Consider the following 17,893-nt stretch of genomic DNA (forward strand, 5'->3'; position numbering starts at 1 on the left):
ATGGGGCAAGAGACTTTTAAAATATTAGTCGTGGATGACGATGCACGATTGCGGAGCTTGCTGGAGCGGTACCTCACTGAGCAAGGATTTTACGTGCGCTCCGCAGCGGAAAGTGAGCAAATGGACCGCTTGCTGGAACGTGAAAACTTTCATCTGATGGTGCTGGATCTGATGCTTCCCGGTGAAGATGGTTTATCCATCTGTAAACGATTGCGTCAGGCAAGCAACGACATCCCTATTGTCATGCTGACTGCAAAAGGCGACGAGGTCGACCGCATCATCGGTCTTGAGCTTGGTGCCGACGATTATTTAGCTAAACCTTTTAACCCCCGCGAGTTGCTTGCCCGCGTGCGCGCCGTGCTGAGGCGCCGAGGCAAGTCAATCCCGGGTGCACCGTCAGCGGATGATGAAGAAATTAAATTTGGTGATTTCCGACTGAATCTGGGCACCCGGGAAATGTACCGCGGTGCTGAGCCAATGCCGCTGACCAGTGGCGAATTTGCCGTTCTGAAGGCTTTGGTCACTCACCCCCGCCAGCCGATGTCGCGTGATAAATTAATGAATCAGGCTCGCGGGCGCGACTACAGCGCGTTGGAGCGCAGTATTGATGTTCAGGTTTCACGCTTGCGGCGCATGCTGGAAGTGGACCCAGCTAACCCGCGCTACATACAAACCGTATGGGGACTCGGGTACGTATTCGTGCCGGATGGCAGTAAAAAAGCCAGTTGATGCGTATCCTTCCGCGTTCCGCGTTTGCCCGCACGGTCGCCCTGATCGCGCTATTGCTATTCATTAATCAGGTAGTGTCTTACGTCATGGTTGGCCTGTATGTAGTGAAGCCAACCATGCAACAGATCAGCTCGGTGGTATCGAAACAGGTGCAGGGCATTATTGTGCTTGACCAGTGGTTGAGTACTCATGAGATGTCAGCGTTTGAAAAACGCAATCTGGCCGAGCGTTATACCCAAGCCGTGGGTATCGATGGTTTCACCGAAAAAGAAGCTTTGGCGAACGGCTTACAGCAGGCCACGATCTACAATTTCCTCTCTGAGCAAATGAGCCAACAACTTGCGGCAAATACCGAAGTTCGTATTTCGCAGGACGATGTCTACTTCGTCTGGATTCAAACCGAATCCCTTGAAGGATACTGGCTGCGGGTGGAGCTGGAAACCTTTGATGAAGCCCGGTTCTCTCCCTTGCTGTTTTATCTCATCCTGATTGGCGCCTTAAGTATTTTAGGCGGCATGCTGTTTACCAATTGGCAGAATAAGCCCCTTAAGTCACTGGAAGCGGCCGCGCTCAAGGTTGGTCGCGGAGATTATCCGGAGGCCTTGCCCGAACGTGGTTCTACTGAAGTCATTGCGGTGACCAAGGCATTTAACCAAATGGCGCAGGGGGTACGGCAATTGGAGCAGGATAGAGTATTGCTGATGGCTGGGGTCTCGCATGATTTACGCACCCCGCTAACCCGCATACGTTTGGCGACCGAAATGATGCCGCCGAGTGAAGATGCATTGGCCGAGGGTATTATTGGTGACATTGACGATATGAACGCCATTATCGATCAGTTCATTGATTATGTGCGCGTGGATACCCAGGCTGACAGTGACTGCGAAAATCTTAACTACCTCATTGAGGACGTCGTTGGTCATGTGCCGGAGAGCTGGCAAAGCACTATCGAGGTGCATTACGGCGAAATCCCGAAAATCCCGATGCGGGCCGTTTCCATTAAGCGGGTACTGCTAAATCTGATAGAAAATGCCGAGCGTTATGGAGGCCGTCGGATCAGTATTGAAACTGGCTATCATGCCGCCCGGGAAAGCGTCTGGGTTACCGTCAGTGATGACGGCGAGGGCATTCCGGCAAGTCAGGTCGAGCACGTACTGCAACCCTTCACTCAGGGCGACAAAGCTCGCGCAGCGAAAGGCTCAGGATTGGGACTAGCGATCGTGAAACGTATTATCGAGCGGCATAACGGGCGTATATCATTCGGGCGGAGCCAGAAACTTGGCGGTCTGGCAGTTCGCATTGAGCTACCAGCCGCGAAATCCGACGACTTATTCGCGAACCCGGTTTAAACCGTTCAATGCTGCCACCCGATAGGCTTCGGCCATGGTTGGATAGTTGAACGTGGTGCGGACGAAATACTCAATGGTATTGCCGCCATTCTTCTGTTCCATAATGGCCTGACCAATGTGAATGATCTCTGCAGCACGTTCACCAAAGCAGTGAATCCCAAGAACTTCTTTGGTTTCTCTATGAAATAGTAACTTCAGACTACCTACCGCCATATTGGAGATCTGCGCCCGGGCTAAGTGTTTAAATTGCGCGCGACCGACTTCGTAAGGTACCTTCTGCTCGGTCAGTTCTTCTTCAGTTTTACCGACCGAACTAATCTCAGGGATGGTGTAAATTCCGGTCGGTATGTCGCTAATCAAACGTTCTGCGCAATCACCGGGAAGCATTGCGGTGGCGGCAATTCGTCCCTGGTCATACGCCGCTGACGCCAGTGATGGGTAACCCGTGATATCGCCGACGGCATAAATGTTTTCCACCTCAGTCTGGTACTGGTTAGAAACATCGAGCTGTCCCCGAGAGTTTGGTTTTAACCCCACTGCTTCGACGTTAAGCTCTTCGATATTACCGGAGCGGCCGTTAGCGTACAGCAGACAATCTGCATCAAGACGTTTACCTGACTTGGTAAACAATGTGACGCCATCTTCATGCCCTTCAATTCTCTCGTATTCTTCATTGTGGCGGATCACTACGCCGTTGTTACGCAGATGGTAGCTTAACGCATCGGAAATCTCGGCATCGAGGAACGACAACAGGCGGTCGCGGGTATTGATTAAGTCGACCTTGACGCCCAGGCCACGGAAGATGCTGGCGTACTCACTACCCACCACACCGGCACCATAAATAATGATGCTGCGTGGCTCATATTTAAGTGACAACACGGTGTCGGAGTCGTAAATGCGTTCGTGCTTAAAGTCTACATCAGGCGGATGGTAGGGACGTGAGCCAGTGGCGATAACTATCTGTTTTGCACCGATGTATTCAAGGGTTCCGTCCGGCTGAGTAACTTTAATGGTATTGGCGTCTTCAAAAGTAGCGACGCCGTGCAGCACCGTTACCCCGTTGCGTTGGTAAAATCCACTACGCATTTGCACTTGTTTTGAAATAACACCCTGCGCGTGACGGAGAATGTCAGCAAAGGATAACCCGCGCTGAATGTTTTCACCGGAGAAAAGCGGGTTGCTATTGAATTCAATTAAACGGCTGACAGAGTGTCGTAATGCCTTTGATGGGATCGTGCCCCAATGGGTACAACCGCCCCCAAGCGATTCGTGTTTTTCGATGAGCGCGACGCTGCGACCGTTTTTCACCAGTTGCATGGCTGCACCTTCACCACCGGGGCCACTGCCGATGACTACGGCGTCATATTGTGCTGTGGTTTCGCTCATGAAAAGCTCCTCTTTGTTGTACCGCTAGTTACAAGCCGTTATAGTAACCGAAACAGCAGTTCGGAAGCCAGTAACCCAGGCTTATTCTGGATATCAGTTTCACCGATTGCGATGGCAACTCTGGTTGGCAGAAAAAATATGGCGCGAAAACCTACCCCAGAAATTCTTCAACGACAAATTGTAGCGCGCAGTCGCCTGCTGCGCATTGAAGCCGTCGATTTACGCTTTAGCAATGGCGTCGAACGGCAATTTGAACGCATGCAAAGCAGTGGTCGCGGCGCAGTCATGATCGTGCCCTTCGTCGACGCTGATACCCTAATGTTAGTCCGTGAGTACGCCGCTGGCCTGCACAATTATCAGCTCGGCTTTCCCAAGGGGTTGATCGATCCGGGAGAGACACCGGAACAGGCGGCCAACCGCGAACTTAAAGAAGAAATTGGCTTTGGTGCGCAGCAACTCATTCCGCTAAAAAGTGTCACTATGGCACCGCAGTTCTTTTCCGCTACCATGCATATTTTTATCGCCCGAGACCTTTATCCTGAGCAGCTGGAGGGCGATGAGCCGGAACCGCTGGAGCGGGTACCCTGGCTGCTGAGTAAGGCACAAGCGCTGCTGGACCAGGAGGACTTCACCGAAGCGCGGAGTATCGCGGCTTTACTGATGACCCTAAGGAAACTTGAGCGTGACTCCAACTAAGCAACTACAACAGTGGCTGGAAGGCGCTGCCGATGTAGCGCTGCAGGCGGGCGATTTAATCATGGAGCTCTACGAAGAGCAGGCCTATGCCACTTATGAAAAGTCTGATAGCTCGCCAGTCACTAGTGCTGATCTGGCGGCACACAAGTTCATCACCGATCAACTTAAAACCTTAACGCCCGACATTCCGGTGCTCTCTGAAGAGGGCGCGCATCTGTCGTTGGCTGAGCGCCAGGCGTGGCAACGTTACTGGCTGATTGACCCGATTGATGGTACACAGGAATTTATTGCCCGTAGCGGCGACTTTACCGTCGTCATTGCCCTGGTTGAACAACACCAGCCTACGCTGGGAGTGATATACTGGCCTGCCGGGGACAAGCTCTATCTGGCGCAAAAAGATCGCGGTGCATTTCGGCGGGACATTAACGGCGAACAGCGCCTTCGCGTGCATAAATTTAGCAATCCGGAACAGGATCCCTTAAGGTTGGCCATCAGCCGCCGGCAGCCACGCGAGCGGGTATTACAGCGGATGAATCCAGACCGTGAGATAAGTACCGTACCTGCAGGCAGTTGTTCACTTAAAGCATGCTTAATTGCCGAGGGGCAGGCGGATTGCTTTTTACGGGTTGGACCTACCGGAGAATGGGATACTGCTGCGGCCGATGTCATCGTCGGTGAAGCCGGAGGCAGTATTGTAAGCGAGCACTTTAAGCCTATCACCTACAATAAAGAAGCTGATTTAGGCAATCCAAATTTTGTTATTCTGGGAGATGAAGCGGTGAACTGGCGCAATGTGTTTATTCGCCATCAAACTCATCCCGAGGCATGATATTGACAGTTTCATGTAATTCCGACCAAACCAGAATGGCATCGCCGCGCTCTAACTGAGCACGCACATCTGCGACTTTTTCCGTGAGTGTCTTCTCTTGCTCACCGTAGTCTGTACCTTCTCGTAAGACGAAAGCTTCAATTACGCTATCGAGCAATTCTGGATCCAGCTGTTGCCATGGAATTTGCATACTCTTGTGTTACTCCTGTGCTTCAGCGTGTTGTAAGGCTTCTTCGGCACTCATCCAGGCTTCTTCGGCTTCTTGCAGCAACTGTTGCGCTTGTGTCTGCTGCTGCAATAACTGCTGCAACTGCTGTTTATTGGCGTCTTCATAAAGACTGTTGTCGCCCAGTAAGGTGTTGAGCTCGGCCAGGTCGTTCTCGTGTTTATGAACCTGTTTTTCGTAACGCTCAACGGCGTCTTTAAACGGCTTCAGGCGCTTGCGTCGCTCGGCCGCATCACGTTTCTCCGCTTTGCGATCGGCTTTGCCAGAGCTTGCGGATGAAGTGTTGTCGCTGGGCCGCTGCCGATCCTGTAACCAGCGGTGATAACCGTCGAGGTCGTCATTAAACAAACTCACCTGACCATCAGCAACGAGGAAGAAATCATCCACACAAGTACGTAACAGGTGCCGATCGTGCGAGACAATCACCATTGCCCCTTCAAAATCCTGCAGGGCATACACCAATGCTTCCCGCATGACGCTATCCAGGTGGTTGGTCGGCTCATCGAGTAGCAGTAAGTTAGGTTTCTGGTAAACGATAAGCGCTAATACCAGGCGAGCTTTTTCACCACCTGACATGGGAGCCACCAGCCGCGTTGCCTGATCGCCGGTAAAGCCAAAGCCACCCAGGAAATCACGCAATTGCTGCTCACTTGCCTGCGGATCCAGTCGTTGTACGTGTTGTAACGCACTGGCTTTAAGATCGAGCGTTTCCAGCTGGTGCTGGGCAAAATAGCCGAGTTTAATGCCAGAGTTCAGCGCGACAGTACCGCTTTGCGGCGCAAGCTCGCCAGCAAGTAATTTGACCAGCGTTGACTTACCGGCGCCGTTACGTCCGAGCAGACCGATGCGACTGCCCGGCACCAGGTCAAACTTGATGGAGCGTAAAATCACCGTATCGCCGTAGCCGGCCTGGACATTTTCCAGCGTCAGCAGCGGGTTAGGTAGCTGCATGGGTTTGCGAAAACGAAACTGAAATTGACTGTTGGCAACAATGGGAGCGCTGGACTGTAAGCGCTCTAAGGCCTTGATGCGGCTTTGTGCTTGTTTGGCCTTACTGGCTTTGTAACGAAAACGGTCAATGTAGGTCTGTAGATGTTTACGTTGGGCCTGTTCCTTTTCAAACTGCGCTTGTTGCTGGGCGATCTGCTCAGCCTGCTGGCGCTCGAAACTGCTGTAATTACCGGTGTAGGACGTCGCGGTTTGTTGTTCGATATGAATGATCTGCTGACAAATCGCATCGAGGCAATCACGATCGTGTGAAATTAGTAGTAAAGTCCCCGGAAAGCGCTGTAGCCAGTCCTCAAGCCAAAATATGGCGTCGACATCAAGGTGGTTCGTCGGTTCATCCAGCAGTAACAGGTCAGCTCGAGCAATCAATGCCTGTGCCAGGTTCAGGCGCATCCGCCAGCCGCCGGAAAAAGCTTTGACCGGCTGCTGAAATTGCGCATCGGTAAAGCCTAGCCCCGAGAGTAAAGATGCGGCCCGGGAAGGAGCCTCGTACGCACCGATGGCGGCAAGCTGATCATGCAAACGACCGATGGCATGGCCATCATTGGCCTGCTCAGCCATACTAAGCTGATCTTCCAGTTGGCGCAGCTCCGTATCACCATCAAGCACATAGTCGAGGGCAGTACGATCCAGGGCGGGCGTTTCCTGCTTGACACTGGCAATGCGCCATTGCGATGGCACGTCACATTCACCTTGCTCCACTTGCAGTTCGCCCCGCAGCAACGCAAACAGTGATGATTTGCCCGTGCCGTTTCGTCCGACGATACCGACGTGGTGGCCGGGAAAGATAGCGAGATCGGTGTTTTCGAGCAGTACGTTACCGCCGCGCATGAGCGCCATGCCACGGATTGAAATCATGACTAACCTTGTGCTTGGTGTTGGTGAATGAATCTGCGACAATTATACCTGAAGCGAAACGAGGTGAATATGGCACGTACACGTAAACGTTTTATTGCTGGGGCTGAATGTCCCGCTTGTCAGGCCAGCGATACCCTGATGTTACTCATAACTGAGACAGTCAGCGGCGAGCCTGACGAGCAGGTTGAGTGTGTGTCCTGCCACCACCGCTTCACAGAACAGGATAAGAAGCCTCAGCAAGAACCCGCCACAGCGAGCGCCAAAGCAGTAAAAGACGACAATGTGATCGGCATTTTTAAACCCGAATAATAACTACAGAAGGGATAAGCTATGCAAGCACAGACGACATTAGTATTTACTGGTTTATGGATTATTTTGGTCACCTGGCTGATCCAGTGGGCCGTCGCCGCTGCGGTCAAAGCCAAACAAGCCGATGCCGTTCCCGGCAAAATTCCACAGGGCTTAAGTCATGACTCTTTGGTGTTCAGATGCCACCGCACCTTTATGAACTCGCTGGAGAACGTGCCAATGTTTGTGGCGACGGTGTTTCTGGCTTTGTTTTTAGGCTTGCAAAGTGAATGGTTTGGCTACTGGGTTGTGGTGTTTGCCGTGGCGCGCATCTTACACATGATTTTGTACTACGCCATTGCGACAGAGAAGAACCCAAGTCCGCGCAGCTGGTTTTTTGCGCTCGGTGCAGTTGCCAATATTGCAATCTTGGTGCAGTGCGCAATGCAACTCTGGTCAATGTACTAGGCTGACCAGTGGAACTCGCGCTGCTGGAACTGGCTTACGCGCTTGCTGTCGGCTTGATTATCGGGCTCGAGCGCGGCTGGAGTCAGCGCGGTCGCGCCGAAGGCCAGCGTTTCGCTGGCTTACGCACCTTTGCCGTTGCTAGCTTGTTTGGTGGGGTTGTCACCTTATTAAGCCAACATCTGGCAGCGCCGCCAGCTTATCTTATCTGGCTGATCAGTTTCGGCTGTTTTTCTCTGCTTGTCATCATCGCGCACCTACTTGAAGTGCGTCGCGACCATGACGTCGGCATTACCACTCCGACCACGCTCCTATTGACCTTCTGCTTAGGCGCTATGTGCCTTGTTGGCCAGGTCGAAATAGCGGTGCCCGTCGCGATAGTGGTGGCATTACTGCTTGGCCTGAAGCCCGTGTTGCATGGCTGGGTTGAGGCATTACAGCAGCGTGAGCTACTGGCAATATTGCAAATGCTGGTGATTAGCGTCGTGGTATTGCCGTTGTTGCCCAATACCGGCTATGGTCCCGGCGACGTCATCAATCCCTACCTGGTGGGTTGGATGGTGGTATTGATTACCGGCATCTCCTTCGTGGGCTATTTTTCGGTAAAACTATTGGGGCAGGCGCGCGGATTACTGGTCACCGGATTATTTGGCGGCATAGCTTCATCGACCGCGGTGACGTTGAGTATGGCGCATTTAGGACGCCAGCAAAGCCGTTCCCATGGCTTTCTGGTTGCGGTCATTTTGCTGGCGGCAGGCACCATGTTTCCGCGAATGTTGATCGAGGTCGCTATCGTCAATCGCGAACTCTTACCCAGAGTTGCGGCGCCTTTACTCAGCATGACCCTGGTGCCCCTGATCGGTGTGCTCTGGCTGCTTTGGCGTCGCGGCAGAAATGGTCATCATCCCAGGGTTAAGCTGAAGAATCCCTTTGATATCATCACCGCAGTTAAGTTTGCAGGCCTGTTGGTCATCGTGTTGCTGCTTGCCCACTATGCTCATCAGTATTTTGATGCCTCCGGTGTGTACGCTGTGGCGGCCGTGTCCGGCCTGACAGACGTCGATGCAATCACCTTATCGATGGCAAAAATGGCAGGCGCGAGCGGGAATTACAGCCTGGAGCTGGACGTTGCCGCCCGCGCCATTATCATTGCCGCCAGTGTCAATACGCTGGTCAAAGCTGCCTTAGTCGTAATGCTGGGCCATCGCTCAATGTGGCTTATCACAGTCTGTGTGAGTGTGCTGGCAGTACTTGCCGGCTGGCTGACCCTCCTCATATTGGGTTAGCGGAGCTCGGGTGGCTGGAGGCTTAAGCTAAAATCGCCTAAACTAAAGCAACTTAATGAAAGTAGTTATTTGTCAGCAACGTTCAGGGAGTGGTCACCTATGACGCAGCAGTATCCTATTGGAACTCCGGGTAAGCCTTGGGGCGACGAAGAGAAACAAGCATGGTTCGAGCAACAGAGTAAGCAGCGCGATTACAAGGACAATGTCATTCGTCGTATCGATCACTTGCGGGAGCAGTTCGACGTTGAGACTTATGGTGAGCTGAACTATGACGGCCGCAGCTTTCCGTTATACGTTGTGCGCAGTCAAAACTGGCGCGTTGACCGCCCCACAGTGCTGGTTACGGGCGGTGTGCATGGCTATGAGACCAGCGGTGTGCATGGCGCCTTATACTTTCTGGAAACGGAAGCGGTGAACCACCTAGCACGTTTCAATATTTTGGTGGCGCCCTGTGTGAGTCCCTGGGGTTACGAGACGATAAACCGCTGGAATCCAGCTGCGGTGGACCCGAATCGCTCTTTCGTTACCGACAGCCCGGCTCAGGAAGCAGCGCTGCTCATGCAGTATCTGGAAGTGCATGAAATAGCACCAAGTGTTCATGTCGATTTACATGAGACCACGGATACGGATAATTCCGAATTTCGTCCGGCTCTGGCCGCGCGCAATGGCACGACCAACGACAACTGGAATATACCTGACGGCTTTTATCTGGTGGCGGATAGCTCACGCGAGGAGCCAGAGTTCCAGCGCGCTATTATCGAAACGATAAAACCAGTAACGCATATTGCGCCGCCTGACGAAAGTGGTTGCCTGATTGGTGCTCCTATGGTGCAGGAAGGTGTCATTGAATACGACGCTAAAGAGCTGGGGCTGTGCATGGGCATGACCAACGCGCGGTTTGTGACCACTACTGAAGTTTATCCGGATAGTGCAAATACCAATCCGGTTGAATGTGTTGATGCTCAGGTAGCGGCAGTGCGCGGTGCGCTTGAGCATGCAGCAGGCAAGTGCTAAGTGGTTAACTTCTCTGCAGGTAAATCGGGTCACGCTCCAGCGAGAGTGTTGACACCTGCGTGTGATGCGGTGCGCGAATGGGTTGAGCGAGTGGTTGTCGGGCTAAATTTTTGCCCGTTTGCGCACCGGGAAGTTGAGCGTCAGACCATTGTTTATCAGGACTGCGCGGCTACTGAGCTGGGCGCGGCATTGCAGGCCTTTGCGGATGCCGCCAGCCAGCTGCTCGCAAACGATCAGAAAGAGACGACCTTACTGGTCTTGAGCGACGGCTTTGACGACTTTCATGATTATCTTGAACTGTTAGATTATGCCGATGTTTATCTGCGCGAAGCTGATCTTGAAGGGATCTTACAGGTTGCCAGTTTTCATCCCCGCTACCAGTTTGCTGGCAGTGCCCCTGATGCAGCTGCGAACTACACTAATCGGGCACCTTATCCGGTGCTGCATTTACTCCGCGAAGCAAGCCTGGAGCGGGTACTAAAGCGTTATCCAAACCCTGATCTGATTCCGGAAAATAACTGCGCTGAAGCCGAACGTCGTGGCGTTGGTTTTTTCGAAGCCGTGCTCAGTGCCTGCAAGAGCCGCGCGAATAACGAGGCTTAAGCATCGCGGGGCAAGCCTTTCTCGACTGCCCGGGTCAGTCGTAACACCTGTTTGCTGGCGGTAGCACTTTTGTTGCGCTGCCGCTGTAACGCCCAGTCAATGTGTTCATCCACCATAGCATTCACCGCCCCGCGCTGTGCTTCCAAAGCCGCAATAATGGCGGGATCGTGCGGCGCGTTGCCTAAGGCTACGGCTAAATTTCGCTGCCAGGAAGCAAACCCGATGCGGCGTATCGGCGAGCCTTCGGTAGTTTTTAAGAAGGTGGCTTCGTCCCAGCTCCATAAGGTGAGTAGTTCAGGAGCGTGCAAATCTTTGCGCGGTGCGAAATCACCCTCGTCAGTGATTTGCGAATAACGATTCCAGGGGCAGACCAACTGGCAGTCGTCACAGCCGTAGATGCGGTTGCCAATTAAGGGGCGGAATTCCTCAGGGATCGCTGATTTGAGTTCGATCGTCAAATAAGAAATGCAGCGGCGCGCATCCAGTTTGTAAGGTTCTACGATCGCTTGCGTCGGGCAAATGGTAATGCAGGCTTTACAGCTGCCACATTTTTCTTCCACGGGCTCGTCCACCGGCAGCGGCAAGTTAATCAGTAACTCCCCTAAGAAAAACCAGGAGCCGCCCTGTTCGTCAAGCACGAGCGTGTGTTTCCCGGTCCAGCCTAACCCAGCCTTCACCGCCAGTGGACGTTCCATAATGGGCGCTGAGTCAACGAAAGGCCGGTAATCAAGCTCGGCACAAGCCGCTTTAATTTTTTCGCCCAATTGTTTGAGGCGTTTGCGCATTAACTTGTGGTAGTCACGACCTAAAGCGTAGCGACTGATATAACCTAGTTTGGGATTCTTCAGCGTCTTTGCAAAGCCAGCTTCGGCGGGCAGGTAATTCATGCGCACTGAGATCGCCCGCACACTGCCTTGGTGAAGTTGGTCCGGCCGGGTACGTAAATCAGCGTGGCGCTCCATGTAATCCATCTCGCCATGCATACCGTCTGCTAACCAACGCTGCAGTGCTTCACGTTCTGCACTCAGGTCCAGATCGGTAATGCCAACCTTTTGGAAGCCAAGTTCTTGACCCCATTGTTTAATATCTGCAGCAAGTTGGTGGAAATCCATAAAATTCGTCTTATGCTTAGGTGCAAGTGGTTAAAATAACAAAAATCCCATGGAGATGCATTGATGCCGGTAAGTGTACAGCAACTAGTTTATCGTACGGAGCAGGTTCGGGAACGCGAACTTGAAGCCGCTGAGTCACTTTCGGTCTCTGCCGAGCAGTTAATGCAACGGGCCGCGAAGAGCTGCCTCGCCGCGCTGGAGCGACAGTATCCAGCTCCGGCACGGGTGATGATTTTATGTGGTCCTGGCAACAATGGTGGTGATGGTTGGGTGCTGGCGCGATTGGCACGAACCCACGGCTATCGCGTGCAGGTAGTGGCGGCTCAGCCTAAAAGCGATCTCGCTAAACAGGCCGCTGCAGCCTGGGAAGATGAGCAGGGGACGGTGGAGCCACTAGAGAAGTTGGATCGAACCCACATCGCTGAATACGATGTCATTGTCGACGCCATGCTGGGGACAGGGCTGAGCCGGGATCTGGACGCATCCTACTGTCGAGCGGTCGAGACCTTAAACGACGCGAAAAACTTTCATAAACTTTGGGTCCTCAGTATCGATTGCCCAACCGGCTTGCAAAGTGACCGGGGCGTGGCGATTCCGGTAGCGGTGGAAGCCGATTACACGGTGACCATGGTGGCGCTGAAACCGGGACTGCTGACTGCTCAGGCGGCCCATTATGTCGGCCGCCTGGAACTCGCTGAACTGGGAATTGCCGCAGCCTTTCAGCATTTAGAGCAGCCCTTTGCAACCTTAGTAGAGCAGGATGATGTCGCACGTCATTTACCCCCTCGCAGTCGTACTAGCCACAAAGGGCGCCACGGCCATGTGGTCATTGTTGGTGGTGCGCCGGGCATGTCCGGAGCTGTGGTTCTGGCCGGGCGCGCGGCGTTGCGAGCAGGTGCCGGCAAAGTTTCAGTACTCACTCACCCTGAGAGTCATGCATTGATCGCCTCGGCCCAACCGGAGCTCATGGTTTCAAGTACCGAGGCAGCTTCGAAAACCGATGTTGTGAAATTTCTCGAGCGTGCCGATGCAGTTGTTCTTGGCCCTGGGCTTGATCAGCAGGACTGGGGCGCGCGACTTTGTCAGTGGGTTTTAGGTACCGAGGTGCCTGTGCTTCTGGATGCCGATGGTCTCAATGTGGTCGCGCAACACCGCGCATGGGCAAACCGCTCCGCGCCCTTGTGGATCACTCCCCATCCGGGCGAAGCCGCGCGGCTATTGGACACGACCAGCGATGCCATTGAACAAGACCGCTGGCAAGCCGTCAGACGTCTGGCACAAGAGCTGAATGCCTTTGCGCTACTTAAAGGCGCTGGAACTCTTATTGTCGGGCCCGAGTCCGAAACGATACGAATCTGTACTCGCGGCTCCCCGGCACTGGCAGTGGGTGGTTCCGGTGATGTTTTAAGTGGCATCGCCGGCAGTCTGATTGCACAGGGGCTCGCTGCAGAAGCCATTTTACCCTGTGCCGCCTGGTTGCATGGACGGGCCGGTGAACAGGCTGCAATTGCGGGGGAACGTGGTACACTACCGAGCGATTTAATGGAGCCTTTGCGGAAGTTAGTGAATCCATGATTGAAAAAAACTTTTTCCTCGCTGATGAAGCGGAGATGCTGGCACTGGCCCGGCGACTTGCGAATGTGGTAAGTGAGAGTGCAACGACCCCGGAACAGGCACTTACCTTCTATTTGTTCGGTGAGCTTGGGGCCGGTAAAACGACCTTTAGTCGAGGCTTTATCCAGGTCTTGGGGCATCAGGGCAACGTCAAAAGCCCGACCTACACGTTAGTGGAAAGCTATGAACTGGACCCTTGGCAGATTCATCACTTTGACTTATATCGACTGGCCGACCCTGAAGAACTTGAATTTATGGGCATTCGTGATTACCTTGACACTAATACAATAATTTTGGCGGAGTGGCCCCAGCGTGGAGCAGGGGTGCTACCAGAGCCGGATATGACTATTGTCATCGAGTACGCGGATACGTCGCGGTCGTTGACGTTTGGTGCGCTAACAACAAGAGGTCGGGAACTCCTCGATAAACTCTGATGCAACGCTTAATCGCTGTCCTGTTTTCACTGATGTTAGTGGGTTTTGCTGTACCTGTGACAGCAAAAAACACAATTGACAACATTCGCATGTGGCCGTCCCCCGAGCGCACGCGTGTGGTCTTTGACATGGGTGAAGAGCCAGCGTACAGCTACTTCCAACTCAATCAGTCTCACCCTTACCGGCTGGTTGTGGATTTCACCCAAACGGATCTTAAGTTTAACCTCGACCGCTTCGAGTCGAACTCACTGCTGGTCAAGACGATCCGCACCAGTACCCCGCAGAATGCCAACAGTACTCGGCTGGTCATCGAATTAAATAAGCTGATTGAGCCGGTGATTCAGTCACTGGGGCCGCAGGGCGGGTATGGACATCGGCTGGTGATTGATCTTCCGGGCCAATCGTTAAAGCGCGATAGCGCAGCTCTAAGTGCGGAAGATCTGCAGGAGCGCAAAGTCACGGTGGCGATTGACGCTGGACATGGTGGCGAGGATCCTGGTTCGATTGGGCCGCGTGGAACTTATGAAAAAGACGTGGTGCTGAAAATTGCGCGTGCCCTGGCGAGCATGATTAACTCTGATCCGGGCATGCAGGCGTACCTGATCCGCTCCGATGATTACTATGTTGATTTGAATGAGCGACCGCGCAAAGCTGAACGTATCAATGCCGATCTGTTTGTTTCTATTCACGCCGATGCCTTTGTGACACCGCAACCTCGTGGCGCCTCAATCTGGATCCTGTCCAATCGCCGCGCAACCAGCGAAATGGGTCGCTTGCTGGAAAACAAAGAACGCTTGTCGGATGTTCTCGCCGGAGTAGAACCTGCTGCCAACGAACAGGAATTTCTCAACGAAACTCTGGTTTCAATGAAAATGGACCATGCCATGCTTAGTGGTTATGAAGCGGCAACACAGGTGCTGAGTGAATTAGGGCGCATTACCAAAATGCATAAAAAAGATCCGCAGCACGCCAGTCTGGCGGTATTAACGTCCACCGCCATGCCGTCCATGTTGGTAGAGACGGGATTCATTTCAAACCCGACAGAAGAACAGTTGTTAGCGAGTAATCAACATCAACAAAAGTTAGCGCGAGCCATTTATCAAGGCGTACGTGGTTATTTCATGCGGCGCCCACCGGACGGTACGCTGTTTGCGAAAAATCGTGCCAGTCGCCATGTGGTGCGCTCCGGCGAGTCGTTATCTATTCTGGCGCAGCGCTACAACACATCGGTGAGAGCGATAAAATCGCACAATAACCTGGACAGCTCTGTCATCCGCATTGGCCAGGTTCTAGAAATCCCAAGTCCGGAATAACCATTCTCATGCCCATCCGCCTGTTACCTATTAGTCTGGCAAACCAGATCGCTGCCGGTGAAGTCATTGAGCGACCCTCATCGGTGGTGAAGGAGCTGGTCGAGAACAGCCTTGATGCTGGCGCGTTGCAATTGGTGGTCGATATCGAAAAAGGTGGTCGGCGGCGTATTCGTATCCGCGACGACGGTGCGGGCGTCAGCAAAGACGAGCTGCCGCTGGCCCTGGCGCGGCACGCGACCAGTAAAATAGCATCTTTGCACGATCTGGAAGCCATCCAGAGCTTAGGCTTTCGCGGCGAAGCTCTGGCAAGTATCAGTTCGGTCTCGCGTTTAACTCTGACGTCAAAACCTGCCGCGCAGCAACAGGCCTGGCGGGCTTGGGTTGAAGGCCGGGACATGCAGGCCGAGTTGGCACCGGCCAGCCACCCCGACGGCACCACCGTGGATGTAGAAGATTTGTTTTTCAATACGCCTGCGCGGCGTAAGTTTCTGCGTACCGACAAGACCGAATTTAATCACATCGACGAACTCCTTAAGCGTATCGCGTTGAGCCGGTTCGATGTGCGCTTGACGCTGAATCACAATCAGAAAAGCGTACGTAATTATCCGGCGGTCAGCCCCGCACAACGTATTGATCGCGTGGCACGAGTTATGGGAACTGCTTTTACTGATCATGCGGTTGCGCTGACCGTGGAAGCGATGGGATTGAAATTATGGGGCTGGGTAGCACCGCCGCACGCCTGTCGCCATCAAGCTGACGGTCAATATTTCTATGTGAATGGCCGGATGATGCGCGACCGCATGCTCAACCATGCCATACGCCAGGCTTTTGGCGATCGGCTGGACGATGAGCGTGTGCCAACCTATGTGCTCTACCTTGAGCTGCCACCGACAGAAGTGGATGTGAATGTGCATCCCGCCAAACACGAGGTGCGCTTCCAACAGGCCCGTGAAGTCCATGACTTTATTCTGCAGAGTGTCCGCGAGGCCTTGCAGGCCGGCGCTGAGGCAACAGCTCGCGAGATGCCGTCGCATAGCTATCAGGCGGCGAACGAGAGTTTGCAGCAACAAGTTGCAGAACTGCAACCACGCAATCGTCTGCCACTGCCAGGCGTAATGGGCCAGCAGCCGGGCGCACCGGCGGTCCCGACAGCGTCAGCGCCCAGACCATCGGTGCCGGCAACTGCGGCGATCCAGACTGCAGGCGTTGAGTCAGCTATAGTGCTCAGTATCGTCGATGAACGCATGGCCTTGTTTATTCAAGATGACGAGTTCAGGTTGCTGCACTTGCAAGCGGTCGAGCAGGCTTATGTCATGCAGCAGTTACAGCGGCAGTACCAAACTGGATTGGCCGGACAGCCGCTGTTGATACCAGTGAAGCTGACCGAGCAGGACTGCCTCGCGCGGATACGTGAACTTGATGAAGAGCGCCTGGCGCGGCTGGGCGTGATGGTGCGCACCGAAGGCCGCGCGGTGGTGGTGAAGCAAGTGCCAGCAGCTTTGCGGCATACAGATATTACGGCGAGTTTAGCCAAACTTAGTCAGACTCTGGTTGACCATGCTGAATTGCCGCAATCGTTTTGGTGTTGGTTGGCGCAACAGCAACTGACCACCCGTTATAACAAGGTCCAGGGTGAGCACTGGCTCGGTATCTGGCAGGAGCATTTGCATGCTGATCCGTCGTATTGTGTTAACGTCCAACTGCCTGCATTGCCGGAGCGACTGCGATGAGTGAGCCTTTTGTAATTTGTTTGTACGGACCAACGGCTGCAGGTAAAACTGGGCTAGCTATTGAGTTAAGCCAGCGTTTAGATGCCGACATTGTCTCGGTCGACTCAGCATTGATTTACCGTGGTATGGATATAGGTACTGCCAAGCCGACGGCGGCAGAGCTGGCGCAGGCCCCGCATCGACTTATTGATATCTGTGATCCAGCGGAGCGCTATTCGGCAGCACAGTTTGCCCTTGACGCACGGCGCGAGATTGAAGCCATTATCGCGGCCGGACGCACCCCCTTGCTGGTGGGTGGAACTATGATGTATTTCAAAACGCTGTTAGAAGGTATGTCCGAATTACCTGAGGCGGATCCTGACGTGCGTGCGGAATTAACAGAAAGGCTGGCGCAAGAGGGCAGTCAGAGCCTGCACGAAGAGCTCAGGCAGGTCGACCCCATCAGCGCGGCACGGATTCATCCGAATGATCCACAACGCCTGATTCGTGCACTCGAAGTTTACCGGTTATCCGGTAAATCCCTGACAGCCTTGAGCCAGACCCGTACCGGAGCGTTGCCTTATCCAGTTCTGCAAATTGCTGTGGCGCCGGACGATCGAAAAGTTCTGCATGAACGTATCGAGATGAGATTCAGACAGATGTTACAAGAAGGCTTCGTTGATGAGGTCAAGCAGCTACGGCAACGTCATGACTTGCATCTCGACTTGCCAGCACTGCGCTGTGTCGGCTACCGACAGGTCTGGCAATACCTGGATGGCGAGTACGATGAGGCGACCATGATCGATAAGGGTATTTTCGCGACCCGGCAGCTGGCCAAACGGCAGTTGACCTGGTTGCGGAAATGGCCAGGCGTAAAATGGTTTGACAGCCTGGCCGGGGACTTGCCTGAGAAGGTTGTCAGCTATTGCCAGCAAGAGCCTGAAAACTTTACTCGGTTCAAACCTTGAAAGAAG

Annotated in this window: 18 protein-coding genes; 14 read left to right on the plus strand and 4 right to left on the minus strand. The window is 53.6% G+C overall.

Features of this window, described 5'->3' with window-relative positions:
* On the plus strand, positions 1-729 hold the full coding sequence (gene ompR, locus J6J28_RS00590; RefSeq protein ID WP_301719320.1) for an osmolarity response regulator transcription factor OmpR: 729 nt from the start codon (positions 1-3) through the stop codon (positions 727-729).
* Positions 729-2,078: a two-component system sensor histidine kinase EnvZ gene (envZ, locus tag J6J28_RS00595; protein ID WP_301719321.1), complete on the plus strand. Its 1,350-nt coding sequence runs from the start codon at positions 729-731 to the stop codon at positions 2,076-2,078. Before ompR ends, envZ begins: the two co-directional genes overlap by 1 nt.
* Here the strand turns inward: envZ and sthA are convergent.
* Positions 2,058-3,464 carry a Si-specific NAD(P)(+) transhydrogenase gene (gene sthA / locus J6J28_RS00600; protein WP_301719322.1) on the minus strand — a complete coding sequence of 469 codons (1,407 nt, stop codon included), beginning with the start codon at positions 3,462-3,464 and terminating at the stop codon, positions 2,058-2,060. The two genes, envZ and sthA, sit on opposite strands and share 21 nt — an antisense overlap.
* 138 nt (positions 3,465-3,602) lie before the next feature.
* Here sthA and nudE point away from each other — a divergent pair, with 138 nt between their 5' ends.
* Both nudE and cysQ read left to right on the plus strand, forming a co-directional pair.
* Complete coding sequence (gene nudE, locus J6J28_RS00605) at positions 3,603-4,160, plus strand: ADP compounds hydrolase NudE (protein WP_301719323.1); 558 nt, start codon at positions 3,603-3,605, stop codon at positions 4,158-4,160.
* Complete coding sequence (cysQ, locus tag J6J28_RS00610; RefSeq protein WP_301719324.1) at positions 4,147-4,989, plus strand: 3'(2'),5'-bisphosphate nucleotidase CysQ; 843 nt, start codon at positions 4,147-4,149, stop codon at positions 4,987-4,989. Before nudE ends, cysQ begins: the two co-directional genes overlap by 14 nt.
* Here the strand turns inward: cysQ and J6J28_RS00615 are convergent.
* Positions 4,958-5,179: a YheU family protein gene (locus J6J28_RS00615; protein ID WP_301719325.1), complete on the minus strand. Its 222-nt coding sequence runs from the start codon at positions 5,177-5,179 to the stop codon at positions 4,958-4,960. The two genes, cysQ and J6J28_RS00615, sit on opposite strands and share 32 nt — an antisense overlap.
* Positions 5,180-5,188: 9 nt before the next feature.
* Entirely contained in the window at positions 5,189-7,081 is a 1,893-nt protein-coding gene (locus J6J28_RS00620; protein WP_301719326.1) for an ATP-binding cassette domain-containing protein, read from the minus strand.
* Positions 7,082-7,150: 69 nt separating this feature from the next.
* Here J6J28_RS00620 and J6J28_RS00625 point away from each other — a divergent pair, with 69 nt between their 5' ends.
* The 5 genes from J6J28_RS00625 (at position 7,151) to J6J28_RS00645 (ending at position 10,737) form a co-directional block, all read left to right on the plus strand.
* Positions 7,151-7,390, plus strand: coding sequence for a YheV family putative zinc ribbon protein (locus J6J28_RS00625; protein ID WP_301719327.1), 240 nt, complete (start codon positions 7,151-7,153; stop codon positions 7,388-7,390).
* Positions 7,391-7,411: 21 nt separating this feature from the next.
* The gene (locus tag J6J28_RS00630) at positions 7,412-7,837 is read left to right on the plus strand and encodes an MAPEG family protein (RefSeq protein WP_301719328.1); all 426 of its coding nucleotides are present in this window, start codon (positions 7,412-7,414) and stop codon (positions 7,835-7,837) included.
* An 8-nt stretch (positions 7,838-7,845) separates the two neighbouring features.
* The gene (locus J6J28_RS00635; RefSeq protein WP_301719329.1) at positions 7,846-9,120 is read left to right on the plus strand and encodes an MgtC/SapB family protein; all 1,275 of its coding nucleotides are present in this window, start codon (positions 7,846-7,848) and stop codon (positions 9,118-9,120) included.
* 99 nt (positions 9,121-9,219) lie between these two features.
* Positions 9,220-10,134, plus strand: coding sequence for a M14 family metallopeptidase (locus J6J28_RS00640; RefSeq protein WP_301719330.1), 915 nt, complete (start codon positions 9,220-9,222; stop codon positions 10,132-10,134).
* Between the two features lie 45 nt (positions 10,135-10,179).
* A complete protein-coding gene (locus J6J28_RS00645; RefSeq protein WP_301719331.1) occupies positions 10,180-10,737 on the plus strand; it encodes a DUF1415 domain-containing protein in 558 nt (185 codons plus the stop codon).
* On the opposite strand, the gene queG is transcribed toward J6J28_RS00645, so the two are convergent.
* Positions 10,734-11,849 carry a tRNA epoxyqueuosine(34) reductase QueG gene (gene queG / locus J6J28_RS00650; protein WP_301719332.1) on the minus strand — a complete coding sequence of 372 codons (1,116 nt, stop codon included), beginning with the start codon at positions 11,847-11,849 and terminating at the stop codon, positions 10,734-10,736. The genes J6J28_RS00645 and queG overlap by 4 nt on opposite strands.
* Before the next feature lie 63 nt (positions 11,850-11,912).
* Here queG and J6J28_RS00655 point away from each other — a divergent pair, with 63 nt between their 5' ends.
* Genes J6J28_RS00655 through miaA form a run of 5 tightly spaced genes read left to right on the plus strand, consistent with a single transcriptional unit; the run spans position 11,913 to position 17,887 of the window.
* On the plus strand, positions 11,913-13,424 hold the full coding sequence (locus J6J28_RS00655; protein WP_301719333.1) for an NAD(P)H-hydrate dehydratase: 1,512 nt from the start codon (positions 11,913-11,915) through the stop codon (positions 13,422-13,424).
* Positions 13,421-13,897 carry a tRNA (adenosine(37)-N6)-threonylcarbamoyltransferase complex ATPase subunit type 1 TsaE gene (tsaE, locus tag J6J28_RS00660; RefSeq protein WP_301719334.1) on the plus strand — a complete coding sequence of 159 codons (477 nt, stop codon included), beginning with the start codon at positions 13,421-13,423 and terminating at the stop codon, positions 13,895-13,897. Before J6J28_RS00655 ends, tsaE begins: the two co-directional genes overlap by 4 nt.
* The gene (locus J6J28_RS00665; RefSeq protein WP_301719335.1) at positions 13,897-15,210 is read left to right on the plus strand and encodes an N-acetylmuramoyl-L-alanine amidase; all 1,314 of its coding nucleotides are present in this window, start codon (positions 13,897-13,899) and stop codon (positions 15,208-15,210) included. The genes tsaE and J6J28_RS00665 overlap by 1 nt, the downstream gene beginning before the upstream one ends.
* An 8-nt stretch (positions 15,211-15,218) precedes the next feature.
* Complete coding sequence (gene mutL, locus J6J28_RS00670) at positions 15,219-16,940, plus strand: DNA mismatch repair endonuclease MutL (RefSeq protein WP_301719336.1); 1,722 nt, start codon at positions 15,219-15,221, stop codon at positions 16,938-16,940.
* Positions 16,937-17,887, plus strand: a complete 951-nt coding sequence (miaA, locus tag J6J28_RS00675) for a tRNA (adenosine(37)-N6)-dimethylallyltransferase MiaA (RefSeq protein ID WP_301719337.1) — start codon at positions 16,937-16,939, stop codon at positions 17,885-17,887. Before mutL ends, miaA begins: the two co-directional genes overlap by 4 nt.
* Positions 17,888-17,893: the final 6 nt, after the last annotated feature.

It is taken from the genome of Pseudidiomarina terrestris (assembly GCF_030466375.1).
Lineage (GTDB): Bacteria > Pseudomonadota > Gammaproteobacteria > Enterobacterales > Alteromonadaceae > Pseudidiomarina > Pseudidiomarina terrestris.